General features: G+C 57.2%; 15 protein-coding genes. 7 read left to right on the plus strand and 8 right to left on the minus strand.

The window, feature by feature from the left end:
* Position 1 precedes the first annotated feature (1 nt).
* Positions 2–301: an I78 family peptidase inhibitor gene (locus WF513_RS05055; protein WP_339082038.1), complete on the minus strand. Its 300-nt coding sequence runs from the start codon at positions 299–301 to the stop codon at positions 2–4.
* 161 nt (positions 302–462) lie between these two features.
* Between WF513_RS05055 and WF513_RS05060 the strand changes: the two genes are divergently transcribed.
* From WF513_RS05060 to WF513_RS05080, 5 genes are all read left to right on the plus strand, one after another.
* Entirely contained in the window at positions 463–1,392 is a 930-nt protein-coding gene (locus WF513_RS05060; protein WP_339082039.1) for an ABC transporter ATP-binding protein, read from the plus strand.
* Complete coding sequence (locus WF513_RS05065) at positions 1,389–2,150, plus strand: ABC transporter permease (protein WP_339082041.1); 762 nt, start codon at positions 1,389–1,391, stop codon at positions 2,148–2,150. Before WF513_RS05060 ends, WF513_RS05065 begins: the two co-directional genes overlap by 4 nt.
* Positions 2,151–2,391: 241 nt before the next feature.
* Positions 2,392–2,808 carry an HPF/RaiA family ribosome-associated protein gene (locus WF513_RS05070; RefSeq protein ID WP_339082043.1) on the plus strand — a complete coding sequence of 139 codons (417 nt, stop codon included), beginning with the start codon at positions 2,392–2,394 and terminating at the stop codon, positions 2,806–2,808.
* Between the two features lie 282 nt (positions 2,809–3,090).
* A complete protein-coding gene (locus WF513_RS05075) occupies positions 3,091–3,942 on the plus strand; it encodes a CAP domain-containing protein (RefSeq protein ID WP_339082045.1) in 852 nt (283 codons plus the stop codon).
* 133 nt (positions 3,943–4,075) lie between these two features.
* Positions 4,076–4,996: a haloalkane dehalogenase gene (locus WF513_RS05080; protein WP_339082047.1), complete on the plus strand. Its 921-nt coding sequence runs from the start codon at positions 4,076–4,078 to the stop codon at positions 4,994–4,996.
* A gap of 162 nt (positions 4,997–5,158) precedes the next feature.
* Here the strand turns inward: WF513_RS05080 and WF513_RS05085 are convergent, their stop codons facing one another.
* Both WF513_RS05085 and WF513_RS05090 read right to left on the minus strand, forming a co-directional pair.
* Positions 5,159–5,602, minus strand: coding sequence for a DUF2846 domain-containing protein (locus WF513_RS05085; RefSeq protein WP_339082049.1), 444 nt, complete (start codon positions 5,600–5,602; stop codon positions 5,159–5,161).
* 166 nt (positions 5,603–5,768) lie between these two features.
* A complete protein-coding gene (locus WF513_RS05090) occupies positions 5,769–6,464 on the minus strand; it encodes a GNAT family N-acetyltransferase (protein ID WP_339082051.1) in 696 nt (231 codons plus the stop codon).
* 184 nt (positions 6,465–6,648) lie between these two features.
* Here WF513_RS05090 and WF513_RS05095 point away from each other — a divergent pair, with 184 nt between their 5' ends.
* A complete protein-coding gene (locus WF513_RS05095; protein WP_339082053.1) occupies positions 6,649–7,395 on the plus strand; it encodes a class I SAM-dependent methyltransferase in 747 nt (248 codons plus the stop codon).
* A gap of 38 nt (positions 7,396–7,433) precedes the next feature.
* Here WF513_RS05095 and WF513_RS05100 read toward each other — a convergent pair whose 3' ends face one another.
* Entirely contained in the window at positions 7,434–8,291 is an 858-nt protein-coding gene (locus WF513_RS05100) for a hypothetical protein (protein WP_339082055.1), read from the minus strand.
* A 282-nt stretch (positions 8,292–8,573) separates the two neighbouring features.
* On the opposite strand from WF513_RS05100, the gene WF513_RS05105 reads away from it, so the two are divergent.
* Positions 8,574–8,795 carry a glycine zipper 2TM domain-containing protein gene (locus tag WF513_RS05105; RefSeq protein WP_339082057.1) on the plus strand — a complete coding sequence of 74 codons (222 nt, stop codon included), beginning with the start codon at positions 8,574–8,576 and terminating at the stop codon, positions 8,793–8,795.
* An 81-nt stretch (positions 8,796–8,876) separates the two neighbouring features.
* Here the strand turns inward: WF513_RS05105 and WF513_RS05110 are convergent, their stop codons facing one another.
* The 4 genes from WF513_RS05110 to WF513_RS05125 all read right to left on the minus strand — a co-directional run bounded on the left by WF513_RS05110 (position 8,877) and on the right by WF513_RS05125 (position 15,262).
* Entirely contained in the window at positions 8,877–9,407 is a 531-nt protein-coding gene (locus WF513_RS05110) for a transposase (protein WP_339082059.1), read from the minus strand.
* Positions 9,408–9,792: 385 nt separating this feature from the next.
* A complete protein-coding gene (locus tag WF513_RS05115) occupies positions 9,793–10,515 on the minus strand; it encodes a hypothetical protein (RefSeq protein WP_339082061.1) in 723 nt (240 codons plus the stop codon).
* Positions 10,516–10,732: 217 nt separating this feature from the next.
* Positions 10,733–11,983: a ribonucleotide-diphosphate reductase subunit beta gene (locus tag WF513_RS05120; RefSeq protein WP_339082064.1), complete on the minus strand. Its 1,251-nt coding sequence runs from the start codon at positions 11,981–11,983 to the stop codon at positions 10,733–10,735.
* Positions 11,984–12,352: 369 nt separating this feature from the next.
* Positions 12,353–15,262 (minus strand): ribonucleoside-diphosphate reductase subunit alpha, encoded by a 2,910-nt coding sequence (locus WF513_RS05125; RefSeq protein WP_339082066.1) that lies wholly within the window; start codon positions 15,260–15,262, stop codon positions 12,353–12,355.
* Positions 15,263–15,798: the final 536 nt, after the last annotated feature.

A 15,798-nucleotide genomic window follows, 5' to 3' on the forward strand; every position in this document is an offset into this window, starting at 1 on the left:
TTTAGCCGCAACTTAGGCGCACGATGGTTTCGCTTTCATCAATATAAATATTCAGCCGTTGCAGGTCGTAATCCAAGGTGGCGGCGTCGCCTGGGGCAAGTACGCGTAAGGTTTGGGCCTTGGCTTGTCGCAGCGTTTGCTCGATACGTTTCGCGCTGGCGCTCTGCCCGAGTGCACCCTGCACATTGTCGATGTTGCAGTGGTCGCTGAGTGCAGCGCCGTGATGCGCTGTCGGTAATGCGCTGCAGCCGGCCAACAGAGCGAGCAGGCTGAGGGCAAAAAATGAGTGGCGAAGAGCCATGAGCTATTTCCTTGTTTGGGTAAAACCGACCGCAGCCTAGCAGTCCAGTCGGCTGCAGCTCAACGCCGTGGCTGACAAATACGTTCAGTTTGGGCGTCAGTATTTCCGCAAGCCTTGGCAAGTTCCTTACAATTGCGCTTTCCCCCAGAGAAGGCAGTCCTGTGCAAGCGGTGATCTCGATTCAACAATTGAGCAAGACCTACGCCAGCGGCCATCCGGCGCTGCAAAATATCAATCTGGATATTCGCCAAGGCGAGATTTTCGCCTTGCTCGGGCCTAATGGCGCGGGCAAGACCACCTTGATCAGCATCATTTGCGGCATCGTTAATCCGGGCGGCGGGCGGGTGCTGGTAAGCGGCCACGACATCATCAAAGATTACCGCGCCGCCCGCTCGCAAATTGGCCTGGTGCCGCAGGAGCTGGTCAGCGATGTGTTTGAAACCGTCTGGGCCACGGTGAAATTCAGCCGCGGCCTGTTCGGCAAAAAGCCCAACCCTGCCTACCTGGAGCAGCTGCTCAAGGATTTGTCGTTGTGGGACAAACGAGACGCGAAGATTTTCGAGCTGTCCGGTGGCATGAAGCGCCGGGTGATGATCGCCAAAGCGCTGAGCCATGAGCCACAGATTCTGTTTCTCGATGAGCCCACCGCTGGCGTTGATGTGGAGCTGCGCCGCGACATGTGGAACATGGTGCGTGGCCTGCGCGCGCGTGGGGTGACCATCATCCTCACCACGCACTACATCGAAGAAGCCGAAGAAATGGCCGACCGCATCGGCGTGATCAGCAAAGGCCAGATCATCCTGGTGGAAGACAAGCAGGCGCTGATGCACAAGCTCGGTAAAAAACAGCTGACACTGCACCTGCAGCAGCCGCTGGCGAGCATCCCCGCCGAACTGGCGCGCTATGCCCTAGAGCTGGCAGGTGATGGCCACGCTTTGGTCTTCACCTTTGATGCACAGAGCGAGCACACGGGCATTGCCGAGTTGCTCAAAGACCTTGCCCAGCATGGCATTGACTTCAAAGACCTGCAGTCCAGCCAGAGTTCGCTGGAAGATATTTTCGTCAACCTCGTACAGGAGTCGCGTCGATGAATTTCTATGCAATCCGCGCCATTTACTTGTTCGAACTGGCGCGCACCTGGCGCACTCTGCTGCAAAGTATCGCCACCCCGGTGATCAGCACCTCGCTGTATTTCGTGGTGTTCGGCTCGGCCATCGGTTCGAGCATGACCCAGGTGCAGGGCGTCAGCTACGGTGCGTTTATCGTACCGGGGCTGATCATGCTGGCGCTGCTGACTGAGAGCATCTCCAATGCCTCGTTCGGCATCTACATGCCCAAGTACTCGGGGAGTATTTACGAGCTGCTGTCGGCCCCGGTGTCTTATCTGGAAATCCTTATTGGCTACGTCGGCGCGGCGGCCACTAAGTCGATCATTCTCGGTTTGGTAATTCTACTTACCGCCCGCTTGTTTGTTGATTTCGAGATTCTATACCCGGTATGGATGCTGGCGTTTCTGGTGCTCACCGCGCTGACCTTCAGCTTGTTCGGTTTCATCATCGGGGTGTGGGCCGATGGTTGGGAGAAGCTACAAGTTGTGCCGGCGTTGATTGTCACGCCGCTGACCTTTCTCGGCGGGGCGTTCTACTCCATCAGCATGCTACCGCCCGCCTGGCAGACGGTGACCCTGTTTAACCCGGTGGTGTACTTGATCAGCGCTTTTCGTTGGAGCTTTTACGGCGTATCTGATGTCAACGTTGGCTTGAGCCTGGTGATGATTCTCGGCTTTCTGCTGCTGTGCATCTTGGCGGTAGGCCTGATCTTCAAAACCGGTTATCGGCTTAAAAGTTAGCCGGCTAACGAGCTGCTTTTTCGGGTGTAAACGCCTGAGTTGAAAAGAATTGTCTGATATCAAACGCAGCGCTGTAACGTACAGGGCACAAGGGTTACAGGGTGTTAAGGCGCGTTGCAGCGCACGTTTGTGGCTAAGACCAACGTCTTAGGGCTTGCCTAAAGGGGGGCTCAATGGCGTAGGCTGGAGTTGTTGCCTTGGGAGGCAACGCATTCGCGAACAGTTGAAGAAGGAAAGCTTTATGCAAATCCAAGTTCACAGCGATAACCACATCGAAGGCAGCGCCCGGTTGGTTGAGTGGGTAAGCGACAGCGTAGCGAGCAAGCTTGCGCGTTTCGATGATGAATTAACTCGTATTGTTGTCCACTTGCACGATGACAACGGTGCCAAAGCTGGTGCGCAAGACAAGCGCTGCCAGATCGAAGCACGGCCAAAAGGCCTGCAACCGCTCTCTGTTACCCACAAGTCTGAAACGCTAGAACAGGCCATCGACGGTGCCATCGAGAAGATGCACCACGCGCTTGATCACCAATTCGGCAAGATGCGCAGCAAGCGCGCCACGCCGTTACAGGCCGATGAAACCGGTGATATTCCCGCTCGTGATGCACTGCTGGAAGAGGACTTCCTCGCTGAGGAGCGGCTCCGCGCTCTAACCTAACGCTCACAGGCAGGCGCTAATTGCGCTGCCATAACCTTTTACCCATGCGCCTCCGCAGCCTTCTGCGGAGGCGCTGTCGTTTTAGCACGCTATTGGCAATCGGCCGTTGCATATGGCGCCAGCATCACGGTAGGCAGGCCGTGAGCGATGGCCAATGTGGCAGCTAGTGCGGCATCACTGTCGTGGTATTCACGGGGCTGGTGTAAGCCTGCGAGGTGCGCCACCGTCACCGTACAACCTTTGTAAACACGCCGTATCGGCATTGTCAGGGCGAGGGATTTTATGGGCACAAGGTTACTCAGTCGGGCGTTAGCTGCCCTGGTAGTGGGGCTGTTGAGCGTGACCGGCACGCAGGCTGCTGATGAGCAACAGCTGGTTAAGTTGATCAACGACTACCGCAGCCACGTGCAGCGCTGCGGCGTGCAGGCTTCTGCTGAGTTACCGCCCTTAACGGCCGATCCGCGTTTGCGTCAGCCAGTTGGTCGCGCCGGTGATTTACAGCAGGCGATGAGTGCAGCGGGTTACCCCATGGTCAACGTGCAGGCCATCAGCCTGTCTGGCCCGCGCGATGCGTCGGCAGCGCTAAAGGTATTGCAAGAAAGCTTCTGCGCGATCGTACTGGACCCGCAGTTTGTCGATATTGGCGTTAACCAGCAGGGTCGCGACTGGCGCATCCTGCTGGCCCGACCGCTCATGACTTCACGTTTGGGCGATTGGCAGGCAGAAGGGCAGAAGCTGCTGACATTGACCAATGCTGCACGCAGTCAGGCGCGTCAATGCGGCGGCCGTTCGTTCGCTGCCACCGGCGCGTTGCTGTGGAATGCCACGCTGGGCAGTACCGCCGAAGCCCACAGCCGCGCCATGGCCAATGGCAACTTCTTCGACCACCAAGACCCCGACGGCCGAACTCCGGGCGACCGCGCTGAACTTGCTGGCTACAGCGGCCAGCGCGTCGGTGAGAACATCGCCGCCGGACTGGACACCGCGAATAAAGTGGTCGACGGCTGGCTGGCCAGCCCCGGCCATTGCGCCAACCTGATGAACCCGCAGTTCAGCGAGCTGGGCGCGGGCTACGCCAACGACCCGCGAAGCGATGCCGGGATTTACTGGACGGCCATGTTTGGCGCGCCTTAGTCAGTCGTGCGAGCGGCGCACCGGCTCGCACGGCCTTGCCGGCTGTATAAGGCAGCATTCACGTCACGCTCAGTCTTGAACGCGGGTGGGTGTCGGTACATGCTGAGTTTCACCCAGCGCTAGAGGCTTATTTATGCACGTCCTTCGCACCCCAGACAGCCGCTTTGCCAACCTGCCAGGCTACGCCTTCGCCCCCCATTACCTGATTGTCGATGACGACGAAGGTGGCCAGTTGCGCGTGCATTATCTGGATGAAGGCCCTGCCGATGCGCCGCCGGTGTTGCTCCTGCATGGCGAGCCGTCGTGGAGTTACCTGTACCGCAAGATGATCCCTATTCTGGTCGCCGCCGGTCACCGGGTCATCGCCCCTGATCTTGTTGGCTTCGGCCGCTCCGACAAGCCGAGCAAGCGCAGCGACTACACCTACCAACGCCATGTTGACTGGATGCAGGCCGTGCTTGAGCAGCTTAACTTGCAGCACATCACCCTGGTGTGCCAAGACTGGGGCGGTTTGATTGGCCTGCGCTTGGTGGCGGAAAACCCACAGCGCTTTGCCCGCGTAGTTGCCGCCAACACCATGTTGCCCACCGGCGATCACAACCCCGGTGACGCCTTCAAAAGCTGGCAGGACTACTCACAGAAGGTCCCCGAGTTTCCGGCGGGCGCCATCATCAGCCGCGCCACCACCACTGAGCTTTCGCAAGCAGTGATCGACGCCTACGACGCGCCCTATCCGGATGAGTCCTACAAAGAAGGCGCCCGACAATTCCCCCTGCTGGTGCCGATCACCCCTACAGACCCCGCCTCCGATAAAAATCGCGCCGCTTGGGCGGTGTTGATGAAGTGGGATAAGCCATTTCTCACCGCCTTCAGCGACGCTGACCCGATCACGGCCGGGGGCGACAAGGTTATGCAGAAGCTGATCCCCGGCACCCAAGGCCAGGCTCACACCACCATCGTCAATGGCGGCCACTTCTTACAAGAAGACCAGGGCGAGGCATTGGCAGCGGTAGTGAACACGTTTATTGCCGCCAATCCATTAGCAGTAGGCTGATGGCGCAGGGGTTTTTGAGGGGAGTAGAGCAGATAACCCGGTGTAGTTGGGCTATCTGCATGTAGCAGAGGACGCTAGCGGCAACCGTTGACTTGCCTTACACCACCCTCGGCATTGAGGGAGGCGAGCTTGAGTCGTTGCGCTTTATGTTCGTCTGGCAGGTTAGCGCGCAAGCTCGGTGCTCATTACGCCCTTCTTACCTTCTGCTTCGGATACTTCCTGCAGCTTTGCTCCGCCTACGAAGACGCCCATCTTGATCGACTGACGTACAAAATGGTTTTTACCCGCTACAGCATTTAGGTTGATGGTGTTGTCACTGAACTCGGACTCGGTGGCCAAAACGAGTGGGCCTGGGCTTACTACACGATAGAAGTAGGTGTTCATGGCAGTTTCACCGACTACTTCGTTATTGATTTTGACTGTTTTCTTCACGGCTGTACCCAGCATCGAGTCGCGGAAGATATACAGCCCGGCCTGGTTCTCAGGTGGTGCTGGGAAAGCCTTTAGAGCCTGGTCTTTCTGCGCTGATTCCATCGGCACAGATGCGCAGCCAGACAGCAGTGCGATACCGAGAACTGCTGCACACATCTTTATTTTTTTATACATGGGGTACTCGTTCCTGAGTAGAGAGTTGGGCCGGCGCAGTGACAGTTTGCCGGCGGCCGACACTCTATCGGGAACTATTCACAAATCAAGTTGTTGCCACAGGAAAATCGGTGGTTGTGGCAGGTTAGTTAACCCAATCCAGTTATTAATCCACTGCCCAGTGGGCTCAGTGCACGGAGCCTGAGGCGCGGCGTTCGTGTACCAGCGTCAGTGCGCGCTGGGTCATCTGGTCGAGCAGGCGGTCGCGCTGTTTTTCCGCGTCGCTCATGGCCTTTTTACCGTGCTGCTTGAGCAGGTAGGTGTGGATCTGCTGGACTTCCTTGGACTGGAAGATGGGCCTCAGGTCCTGCACAGCAAACAGCCCATCCGAGCTGTGATCACGGGTATTCATCAGCACCTGCGGCCCCTGCGCCGCCAGCACGCGAAAACCCATGGCCTCGAAGGTCGGTACTTTGCTGGCCACACAGGCCAATTCGGCATGCGGGTGGCGCGTGACTATGTGCTGCAGCATGGCCCGAGCAATCCCGTGTCTACGCTGGCTGGCCTGCACGGCCATATAGGCCAGGGTGCAGGCCTCGGGGTCATCCTTGGCCGGCAGGTACAGGGCAAAGCCCAGCACCTGTGACGGGTCGAGATCATCCAGCGCCAGCACCAACTGCGCGCGGCTGTCCAAAGCACTGTTCATGGCCTGTAAATACAGATGCATTTCGTAGCCGATTACGTATTGGTACAGCTGATACAGCGGATTGCTGGGTGTCAGTGACACCGGGCTGATGTCACTGAGGTAGTCCACCACCATCTGCAGCACCTGGCTTTTCAGCGACTCGGGTGGCGGGGTGTCCAGGTGTACGAGGGTGAACATCAGTCGGGCTCCGGGGCGTTAGCGGTGGAGGCATTGTAACGCCCTCGGCACGAACCCGTTGCAACGCGACGCTGACAACGCGCTGTGCAATCTACGCGCCTCGGCGCAACGGTAGCCTCCCTGGGGGCAGGCTTCCTATATGATGCGCCACCCGCAAAAACCGCCCCTTAATCATCAGGTCACTATGCCCGTTAATGCCCTCTATACTGACCTGTCTGATTATTACGACCTGATGTGCGCCGATATCGACTACCAGGCGCAAAGCCACTGCATCCATCGGCTGCAGCGGTTGTTTGGCAACGCCGGCAGTCGCCACCTGGATTTGGCCTGCGGGACGGGGCCGCATGTGCGCTATTTTCTCGATGCGGGCTACACCAGCAGCGGCCTGGATATCAACCAGCCGATGTTGGACAAGGCCGCCATCCGCTGCCCGCAGGCGCACTTCTCGGTGCAGGATATGTGCGCTTTCAGCATGAGCGAGCCGCAGGACCTGATCACCTGCTTTCTCTATTCCATCCACTACAGCGCTGGCATTGAGCGGCTAAAAGCCTGCATCGCCAGTGTGCATGCGGCGCTCGCCGCCAATGGCTTGTTCTGCTTTAACGTGGTTGATAAGGGCAAGATCGATAACAGCCTGTTTACCGCACACAACGCCGAGCATGACCACAGCCAGTTCATCTTTAGCTCTGGCTGGCATTACCCGGGTGAGGGTGAGCAGCAGTTATTGAAGCTGCGGATTGAGAAGGTGACAGCCGGGCAAACCGAGGTGTGGCACGACGAACACCCGATGGTTGCGCTGAGTTTCGTTGAGTTGCAGGCGCTGCTACAGCCGTACTTTGAGGTGCATGTACTGGCGCATGATTACCAGAAGCTCATCCCGTGGGACGGGGCGTCTGGGAATGCCTTGTTTGCCTGCGTAAAAATCGGCTGATCATCCCCACGTATGGCGCGGAGACGAGCGGGCCAAGGCTATTGGCTGTTGCGTAGGTCGCTGACGTTGCCGTCAACCAAGCTGATGCGGTAAAGCTCGCGGATAACGTTACCGGCGAACTCTAATTGCACGATGGACACATCGTTGAGGGTCGTCTCAATACCCACGGGTTGCGCCTGATTCAGCTTGGCAACCAGTGTGTCGAGCCCAGCGTTCAGCTCGGCGGTGAGCGGGGTCATGCTGTACACCAAGGTGTTATGCGGGTTGTGTGCTAGCAGCGGTTGGCCGTCTTTGATGACGTTAACTCCGCTCACGCCCACCTGCTTAACCAGTGCTTGACCGGCGTCGCTCATTTTCGCGTAAACCGGGCCCGTCACCCTCGGCAGTGGGCCATCGCGCAGTGGTGCCAAAGCGGCGGTGGCGGCGGTGTTGTAGCTCATCATCTGCTCAAATCCAGCCCTTTGTTTGACCACGGCCAGGTCAATCCACCAGGGCCGGCCGGCATCTTTGGCGGCTTCGGTTTTCGAGAAGATTTTTAGCGTGATCATCAGCGGTGCCGGTGGCTTCGGCAGCGCGGCAAGCATTTTTTCCGGGGTGGTTGGGTCGGCACTATGGATATGCACAACCGTGATGTGCGGAATATTGACTGTTTTCAACTCGCCGCTGAGCTTCTGCTCGCGCAAGGTCTGCTCCACCAGCGGCGTGACGTTGTTGTTGAGGGTTGCATTAACCGCTTCCGGCAAACGGTAAACCAGGCCGTAGGTGGCAACGTGCTGCCTGAAATCAGCTGACTCCAGCGAGCTGTTGTCGATTTCAGCCGCAGACAGGCTGCTGATGCTCAATGCACTGAGCAGTATTGAAGCAAGCAGCGTGCGGGGCAGGGTGAGGTTAGGCATGAGGGCTCCATTCGTTGGTGTATCCAGAATGCTCAGTGTCGAGTCCAGGTGTGACAGGCCGGTGACAGGCGCAGGCTTCAGTTGGACCTCTGCGCGGGTTGCCGCTGGTTGGCTGTTGCCATGCGCTACACCGTCTGCGAGCAGGGCGTTAGTCGCTTTGTGGCTTAAGCTCGCTGACGCACAGACGGCAACCCGTAATGAGTACAAAATGACGCTGCGCCTTCTATGCAGTCGGGCAACTCGCCAGCGCACTGCATAAGTTGTCGCACTGGAGTCAATCACATGAGCATTTCAAAACTGCTGTTCACCGGCATTCTGCTGTCCACTTTGGGCTTGAGTGGTTGCTCGAATATGTCTCACCAAGACAAAACCACCGCAGGCGGCGCCGTGGTCGGCGGGGTGGCCGGTCATTTGTTGTGCGGCGGCGTGCTGTGCACCGGCGTTGGCGCTGCTGTTGGCGGGGTGATTGGTCACGAAGTGGGTAAAGACGACAAGAAAAAATAGCCAGAGGCCAGGCAGGCTTTAGCGAGTAGGGTGGATGACACTTTATCCATCCACCGTTGCGGTGGTTGGTGCGTTACAGGCTCACTCCCCAAAACCGCTCGCCGCCGGCTCCGGCTCGACGCACCAATCTTCTGAATACACCCCCTGTGCCACGGCACGGTGAAAGCTTGAATAGGGCCAGTCCGCCAGCCGTTCGACATGCCCGTGTTTGATGGGGTTGTAATGGATGTAGTCGAAGTGGCGTTGGTAATCCCGTTCATCACGGATCAGGTGTTCCCAGTAGCGCCGTTGCCAGATGCCACGCTCGCGCCTGCGTTGTTGATTTATGGTGCGCGTCTCCGTGAGTAGCATACGTTTGGCGAAGGCGAATTTGATGACCTTCCAGCGCAGCGCAAAGTCGGCATCGCCGGGTGGCAGTGTCCACATGCAGTGCATGTGTTCGGGCAGTACCACCCAGGCATCGATATGGAAGGGATGCCGCAACCGCGTTGCGCGCACCGTTTCGCGCAATAGCTCGATTTCACGGATCAGCAGATTGCTGCTGCGGTCACGCAGGTTGACGGTAAAGAAGTAAGTGGCACCGGCAACACGGGCGCGGCGGTAGTTGGGCATGGCGACTCATCCTTGAGCGGTGGGGTCGTTCAACCGTGGTGGACAAGCTTCGCGTTGTCCACCCTACACGACAGTATGCGTAGGGTGGATGACGCTTTACCCATCCACCGCTGCGGTGATTGTCCGGGCTATTTGCTGCCGTTGCTCTGCTTTTATATCGCTTTTGCCTTTCGCTCCGCTTTCCACAAATCACCCAAACAGCGCGGTCCCCGAATCCCGTAGCGAGGGGAGTTGAGCGCAGCGAAACCCGGATGCCGGGCGCGCTTTCTCTTTGGTTACTTTCTCTTTGCGCGCGCAAAGAGAAAGTAACTCGCCGCAAGGGCGAAAAGGGAGGGTTGGTTCAGCGCAGTCGCTCAGAAAATAAATCTGTCCCCTTTTTCCTATTCTATGAGTTCAGGAGGTTTGAAAACAAAATTCCCGCAATAAATATTACACCTGCTAGGACAACCAATTCCCATTGGGTGAATATATGTTGGAAGGTTTTAAGGTAGCCCCTGCGGTTTCGAATATCGAGAAAATGCCATGCTCTTACTTTGAGTTTGTCTAGTTGGCTAGGGCGCAATAGCACGCTTTCAACTCTGTTAAAAGTAAGTAGTCTATTGATTTGTGTCTCGGCCCAGTGGAGGGTTAAGTCATCTGTATTTAAAGTGTGTTCAACTAGAAGCCCTTCTCCATTCCATGCCTTGCTGTCGCCTGCTCGAATATATGGTTTTTCTAAGAATACTTGAATGACTCCTTGAGCTGGAGAGTGGTGCACAAACAATGCGGCGCCAATCTCCATGTCAGGCGAATTTTCCGTGCCTTTTTCAGTTCTGTTAACGACTCCTTCGCCAGTCCAAGTATTACCAAAGCTTAAATTTAGAGTTGTTTGTCCCCATGGTCTAGACTGTCCAGGGCTTTCAATCTCGGCTAGGGCTTTCGAGAAATTTAAACATGGCTCGTTAATATATAAATAAACTCCGTCACGGGCCGCAATTTCTGAGAATTTTTTGAAAGCATTAGCAATGATCTCGGCATGTATTGGCCAGTTGCAATTCATACGCGCCTTACGAGCGGAGTCTTTTTTTCGACGTATATGATCACGCTTCCAAATTCCCTCTAAGCGCATTGCAGTTTTTTCCTTCGAGATGTCTAGGTTTTCAAAAGTTTATTTTTTATTTTTGATAAAGACCTATGCCGGGTTTAGTTTTTTAATGATTATGGTGTGGAGCTTTTTGGTCTGTTAATAAAAAGCCCCGCACTAGGCGGGGCTCTTACTTTAAATCGCCACCCCAAACATCCATTTCAGGTAAAGCGCTCTTAATCTCTTTAGTGAGTGACCGGAATCAATCCCAGCTCAACGCCCCACCGGTCTGATACTCAATAACCCGCGTCTCGAAGAAGTTCTTCTCTTTCTTCAAGTCCATGATTTCGCTCATCCATGGGAAGGGGTTAGTGGTGCCTGGGTACTCTTCCTTCAAACCAATCTGGGTCAGACGACGGTTGGCGATGAACTTGAGGTAGTCCTCCATCATCGCGGCGTTCATGCCCAGTACGCCGCGCGGCATGGTGTCGCGTGCGTATTCGATTTCCAGCTGAGTGCCCTGCAGGATCATCTGGGTGGCTTCGTCTTTGAGCTGGGCATCCCACAGGTGCGGGTTTTCGATCTTGATCTGGTTGATCACGTCGATGCCGAAGTTCAAGTGCATGGACTCGTCACGCAGGATGTACTGGAACTGCTCAGCCACGCCGGTCATTTTGTTGCGGCGACCCATGGAGAGGATCTGGGTGAAGCCGCAATAGAAGAAGATGCCTTCCAGTACGCAGTAGTAGGCGATCAGGTTGCGCAGCAGTTCTTTGTCGGTCTCGACCGTGCCGGTGTTGAAGGTCGGATCGGAGATCGAGCGAGTGTACTTGAGGCCCCAGCTGGCTTTCTTCGCGACCGATGGAATCTCGTGGTACATGTTGAAGATCGCGCCTTCATCCATGCCCAGCGATTCGATGCAGTACTGGTAGGCGTGGGTATGGATCGCCTCTTCGAAGGTCTGGCGCAGGATGTACTGGCGGCACTCCGGGTTGGTGATCAGGCGGTACACGGCCAGGGCGAGGTTGTTAGCCACCAGGCTGTCGGCGGTGGAGAAGAAGCCGAGGTTGCGCATAACGATGCGGCGTTCGTCGTCGGTCAGGCCGTCTGGGGTTTTCCACAACGCGATGTCGGCGTTCATGTTCACTTCTTGCGGCATCCAGTGGTTGGCGCAACCATCCAGGTACTTCTGCCAAGCCCAGTCGTACTTGAAGGGTACGAGTTGGTTGAGGTCGGCGCGACAGTTGATCATGCGTTTTTCATCAACGGCAACGCGCGCGGCAGTGCCTTCCAGCTCGGCCAGGCCTTCGGCGATGTCGAGTTGGTCGAGTGAGGCTTTTGCACGTGCTACAGCAGCACTGTCATCGCCAGCCACGGCACGAGCTTCAACGGCGGCAGCACCGCCAACTTGGTCGAGTTTGTCGAAGCTCATGTCTGCCAGGTGGGCAGAGGCGTTGTTAGCTACAACGGCATCGCTGCCGTCTTCCTTGTCAAATTCATCCCAGCTCAGCATGGCTTGGCTCCTGCTTACGGGCCGGTGAAATAACCGACCTGTGTGGATATACAAATTAAGTGTGTTCCGTTGCATACAGCGCGCAAAGGCAAAACAGGTACCGCTGGTCGGGGGTGGCTCTAGTGGCTGGCCGTTGCCCCGAGGCCCACGCCGGTTAGGGCGGGGGCTGGTAATAAGTGGGGAGGGCTGTGTTGCTTGCCCTTCTCCCGATACTGCTGTGTTGCTTGTGCTCTTTGCTCGACATTCGAGCGTGTAGCTGAGCGAGTGAGCGCTAGGCACCTGGTCGGTTGGAGCCCCTGAGCACACGACTGTATGTGATGGGGGCCGACCGACTAGGCAACAACGCGCGCGCCGCTCAGATCCGCGCGCTTATTGACACGCTTCGCAGTCTGGCTCGTCGATCGCACAAGCCTTTGGCACGGGTGCTGGACCGGCACTCATTTCTACATCCGCTGCCTTGGCCGGTGCGGCGCTAAAGCCTTCGTCGATGCCGCCATTGGACACTGCATTCAGTTTGCCGGTGCTGATGGTGGACTTCTCGGTGCTGGTCGCAGCCAGAGCACGGAGGTAGTAGGTGGTTTTCAGGCCACGGTACCAGGCCATGCGGTAGGTCACGTCGAGCTTCTTGCCCGAGGCGCCAGCGATGTACAGGTTCAGCGACTGGGCTTGGTCGATCCACTTCTGGCGGCGGCTGGCGGCGTCAACAATCCACTTGGTGTCGACTTCAAACGCGGTGGCATAGAGCTCTTTCAGCTCTTGCGGGATACGCTCGATCTGCTGCACGGAGCCGTCGTAGTACTTGAGGTCGTTGATCATCACCGAGTCCCACAGGCCGCGGGCTTTGAGGTCACGAACCAGGTAGGGGTTGATCACGGTGAATTCGCCCGACAGGTTCGATTTCACATAGAGGTTCTGGTAGGTCGGTTCGATCGACTGCGACACACCGGTGATGTTGGCGATGGTGGCGGTCGGGGCGATGGCCATGATGTTGGAGTTACGAATGCCTTTCTGCACACGGGCGCGCACCGGTGCCCAGTCCAGGGACTCGGTCAGGTCAACGTCGATGTACTTCTGGCCGCGCTGCTCGATCAAAATCTGCTGCGAATCCAGCGGCAGGATGCCTTTGCTCCACAACGAACCTTGGAAGGTCTCATAGCTGCCGCGCTCGTCGGCCAGGTCACAGGAAGCCTGGATGGCGTAGTAGCTGACCGCTTCCATCGACTTGTCGGCGAACTCAACGGCGGCGTCCGAGCCGTAGGCGATGTGCTGCAGGTACAGCGCGTCCTGGAAGCCCATGATGCCAAGGCCTACCGGGCGGTGCTTGAAGTTGGAGTTACGCGCCTGCGGCACGCTGTAGTAGTTGATGTCGATAACGTTATCGAGCATGCGTACAGCGGTGTTGACGGTTTTTTCCAGCTTTGCGGTGTCCAGCTTGCCGTCTTTGATGTGGTTCGGCAGGTTGATCGAGCCCAAGTTACACACGGCGATTTCGTCGGCGTTGGTGTTCAAGGTGATCTCGGTGCACAGGTTCGAGCTGTGGACCACGCCCACGTGCTGCTGCGGGCTGCGCAGGTTGCATGGGTCTTTGAAGGTCAGCCATGGGTGGCCGGTTTCAAACAGCATGGAGAGCATCTTGCGCCACAGATCTTTGGCTTGGATGGTCTTGAACAGCTTGATCTTACCGCCGAACTGGGTCAGGGCTTCGTAGTACTCGTAGCGCTCCTCGAAGGCTTTACCGGTGAGGTCGTGTAGGTCGGGTACTTCGCTTGGCGAAAACAGGGTCCATTGGCCATCGTCGAACACGCGCTTCATAAACAGGTCAGGGATCCAGTTGGCCGTGTTCATGTCGTGGGTGCGGCGACGGTCGTCACCGGTGTTTTTACGCAGCTCGATGAACTCTTCGATGTCCATGTGCCAGGTTTCCAGGTAGGCGCAGACCGCGCCCTTGCGCTTGCCGCCCTGGTTAACTGCAACAGCGGTGTCGTTTACCACTTTAAGGAACGGTACAACGCCCTGGGATTTGCCGTTGGTACCCTTGATGTAGGCGCCCAGCGAACGCACTGGGGTCCAGTCGTTACCCAAACCACCGGCAAACTTGGAGAGCATGGCGTTGTCGTGGATGGCGTGATAAATGCCCGACAGGTCATCCGGCACGGTGGTCAGGTAGCACGACGACAGCTGCGGACGCAGGGTGCCGGCGTTGAACAGGGTCGGCGTGGACGACATGTAGTCGAACGAGGACAGCAGGTTGTAGAACTCGATGGCGCGGTCTTCTTTGTGCTTCTCTTCAATCGCCAGGCCCATGGCCACGCGCATAAAGAACACCTGTGGCAGCTCGATGCGTACGCCATCTTTGTGGATGAAGTAGCGGTCGTAAAGAGTCTGCAGGCCCAGGTAGGTGAACTGCTGATCGCGCTCGTGGTTGATCGCCTTGCCGAGTTTTTCCAGGTCAAAGGTGGCCAGCACCGGGTTGAGCAGTTCCAGCTCAATGCCTTTGGCGATGTAGGCCGGCAATGCTTGGGCGTAGAAGTCGACCATTTCATGGTGGGTGGCGCTGACCGCGACACCGAGGTAGTTCAGCGCTTCGGCGCGGATGTTGTCCATCAGCAGGCGGGCGGTGACGTAGCTGTAGTTCGGCTCACGCTCAACCAGGGTGCGGGCGGTCATCACCAGCGCGGTGCTGACGTCGCTTTGTGCAACGCCGTCGTAGAGGTTCTTCAGGGTTTCTTTCTGGATCAGGGCGCCATCGACTTCAGCCAGGCCTTCGCAGGCCTCACGGATGATGGTGTCCAGGCGGCCCATGTCCAGCGGCGCAACAGTACCGTCGAGGTGGGTGACGCGGATGCTGGGGTGCGGCTGGGCGATATCAGTGGCTGCAACGCTCTTGCGCGCCTGGCTGCGCGACTCACGGTAGATCACGTAGTCGCGGGCCACTTTCTGCTCGCCGGAACGCATCAGGGCCAATTCGACTTGGTCTTGGATTTCTTCGATATGGATAGTGCCGCCTGATGGCATGCGGCGCTTAAAGGTGGCGCTAACTTGTTCGGTCAGGCGCGCAACGGTTTCATGAATACGCGACGAGGCGGCAGCGGTGCCGCCTTCAACAGCGAGAAAAGCCTTGGTGATGGCCACGGTGATCTTGTCGTCGGTGTACGGCACCACGGTGCCATTACGCTTGATCACACGCAGCTGACCTGGCGCGGTAGCGGCCACGTCAAGGTTGTCGCTGGCTTGTGGCGCAGCGGCCTTGGGCGTCTCGCGAGTGCTGTCGGTATGCATTAAATGTCTCCGTGTTCTGTATTTATAAGGTTGGACACGTGGCGTGCTGACCGTTCGTTCATCGCTGTAACAACGTCACACGCCAGCTCGGGCCGGCGCGTACATCATCATTGAGGTCGGAAAGGGCACGACTCAAGCACCTTCCTGGCTCAAAAGTCACTGGCGCTGGCGTTAAGGGCCAGAACCACAATACCTAGTGGTGCGTGCCTGTGGGCACTACACCGAATTAAAGCCACCGTCACGCTTTGTTTGGGCTTTATTAGCACCCATCGCGTGGGCGGTGGATGGTTGTTGCAAAGAACGGTTTTAACCACCGGAGTTGGCCTGCTAGGAGACCTAAGCAGGACGTTTGTGCTAAGGCCGGTAAATCAGCAAAACCCAACATATAGGTGTTTGGCGCGATGGGGATACAAGATAGAGCGCTAAACAGATCATTGCAAGGCGACAGTTGTGTGCGCCTTGTGGATAACCCTGTGGGTTAACCTTGGGTAACTTTGGCCAGCCCGCATGGGCCTTGGGGTTGCTCTGGTATGACC

This window comes from Pseudomonas sp. TMP9, assembly GCF_037943105.1.
Taxonomy (GTDB): Bacteria; Pseudomonadota; Gammaproteobacteria; order Pseudomonadales; family Pseudomonadaceae; genus Aquipseudomonas.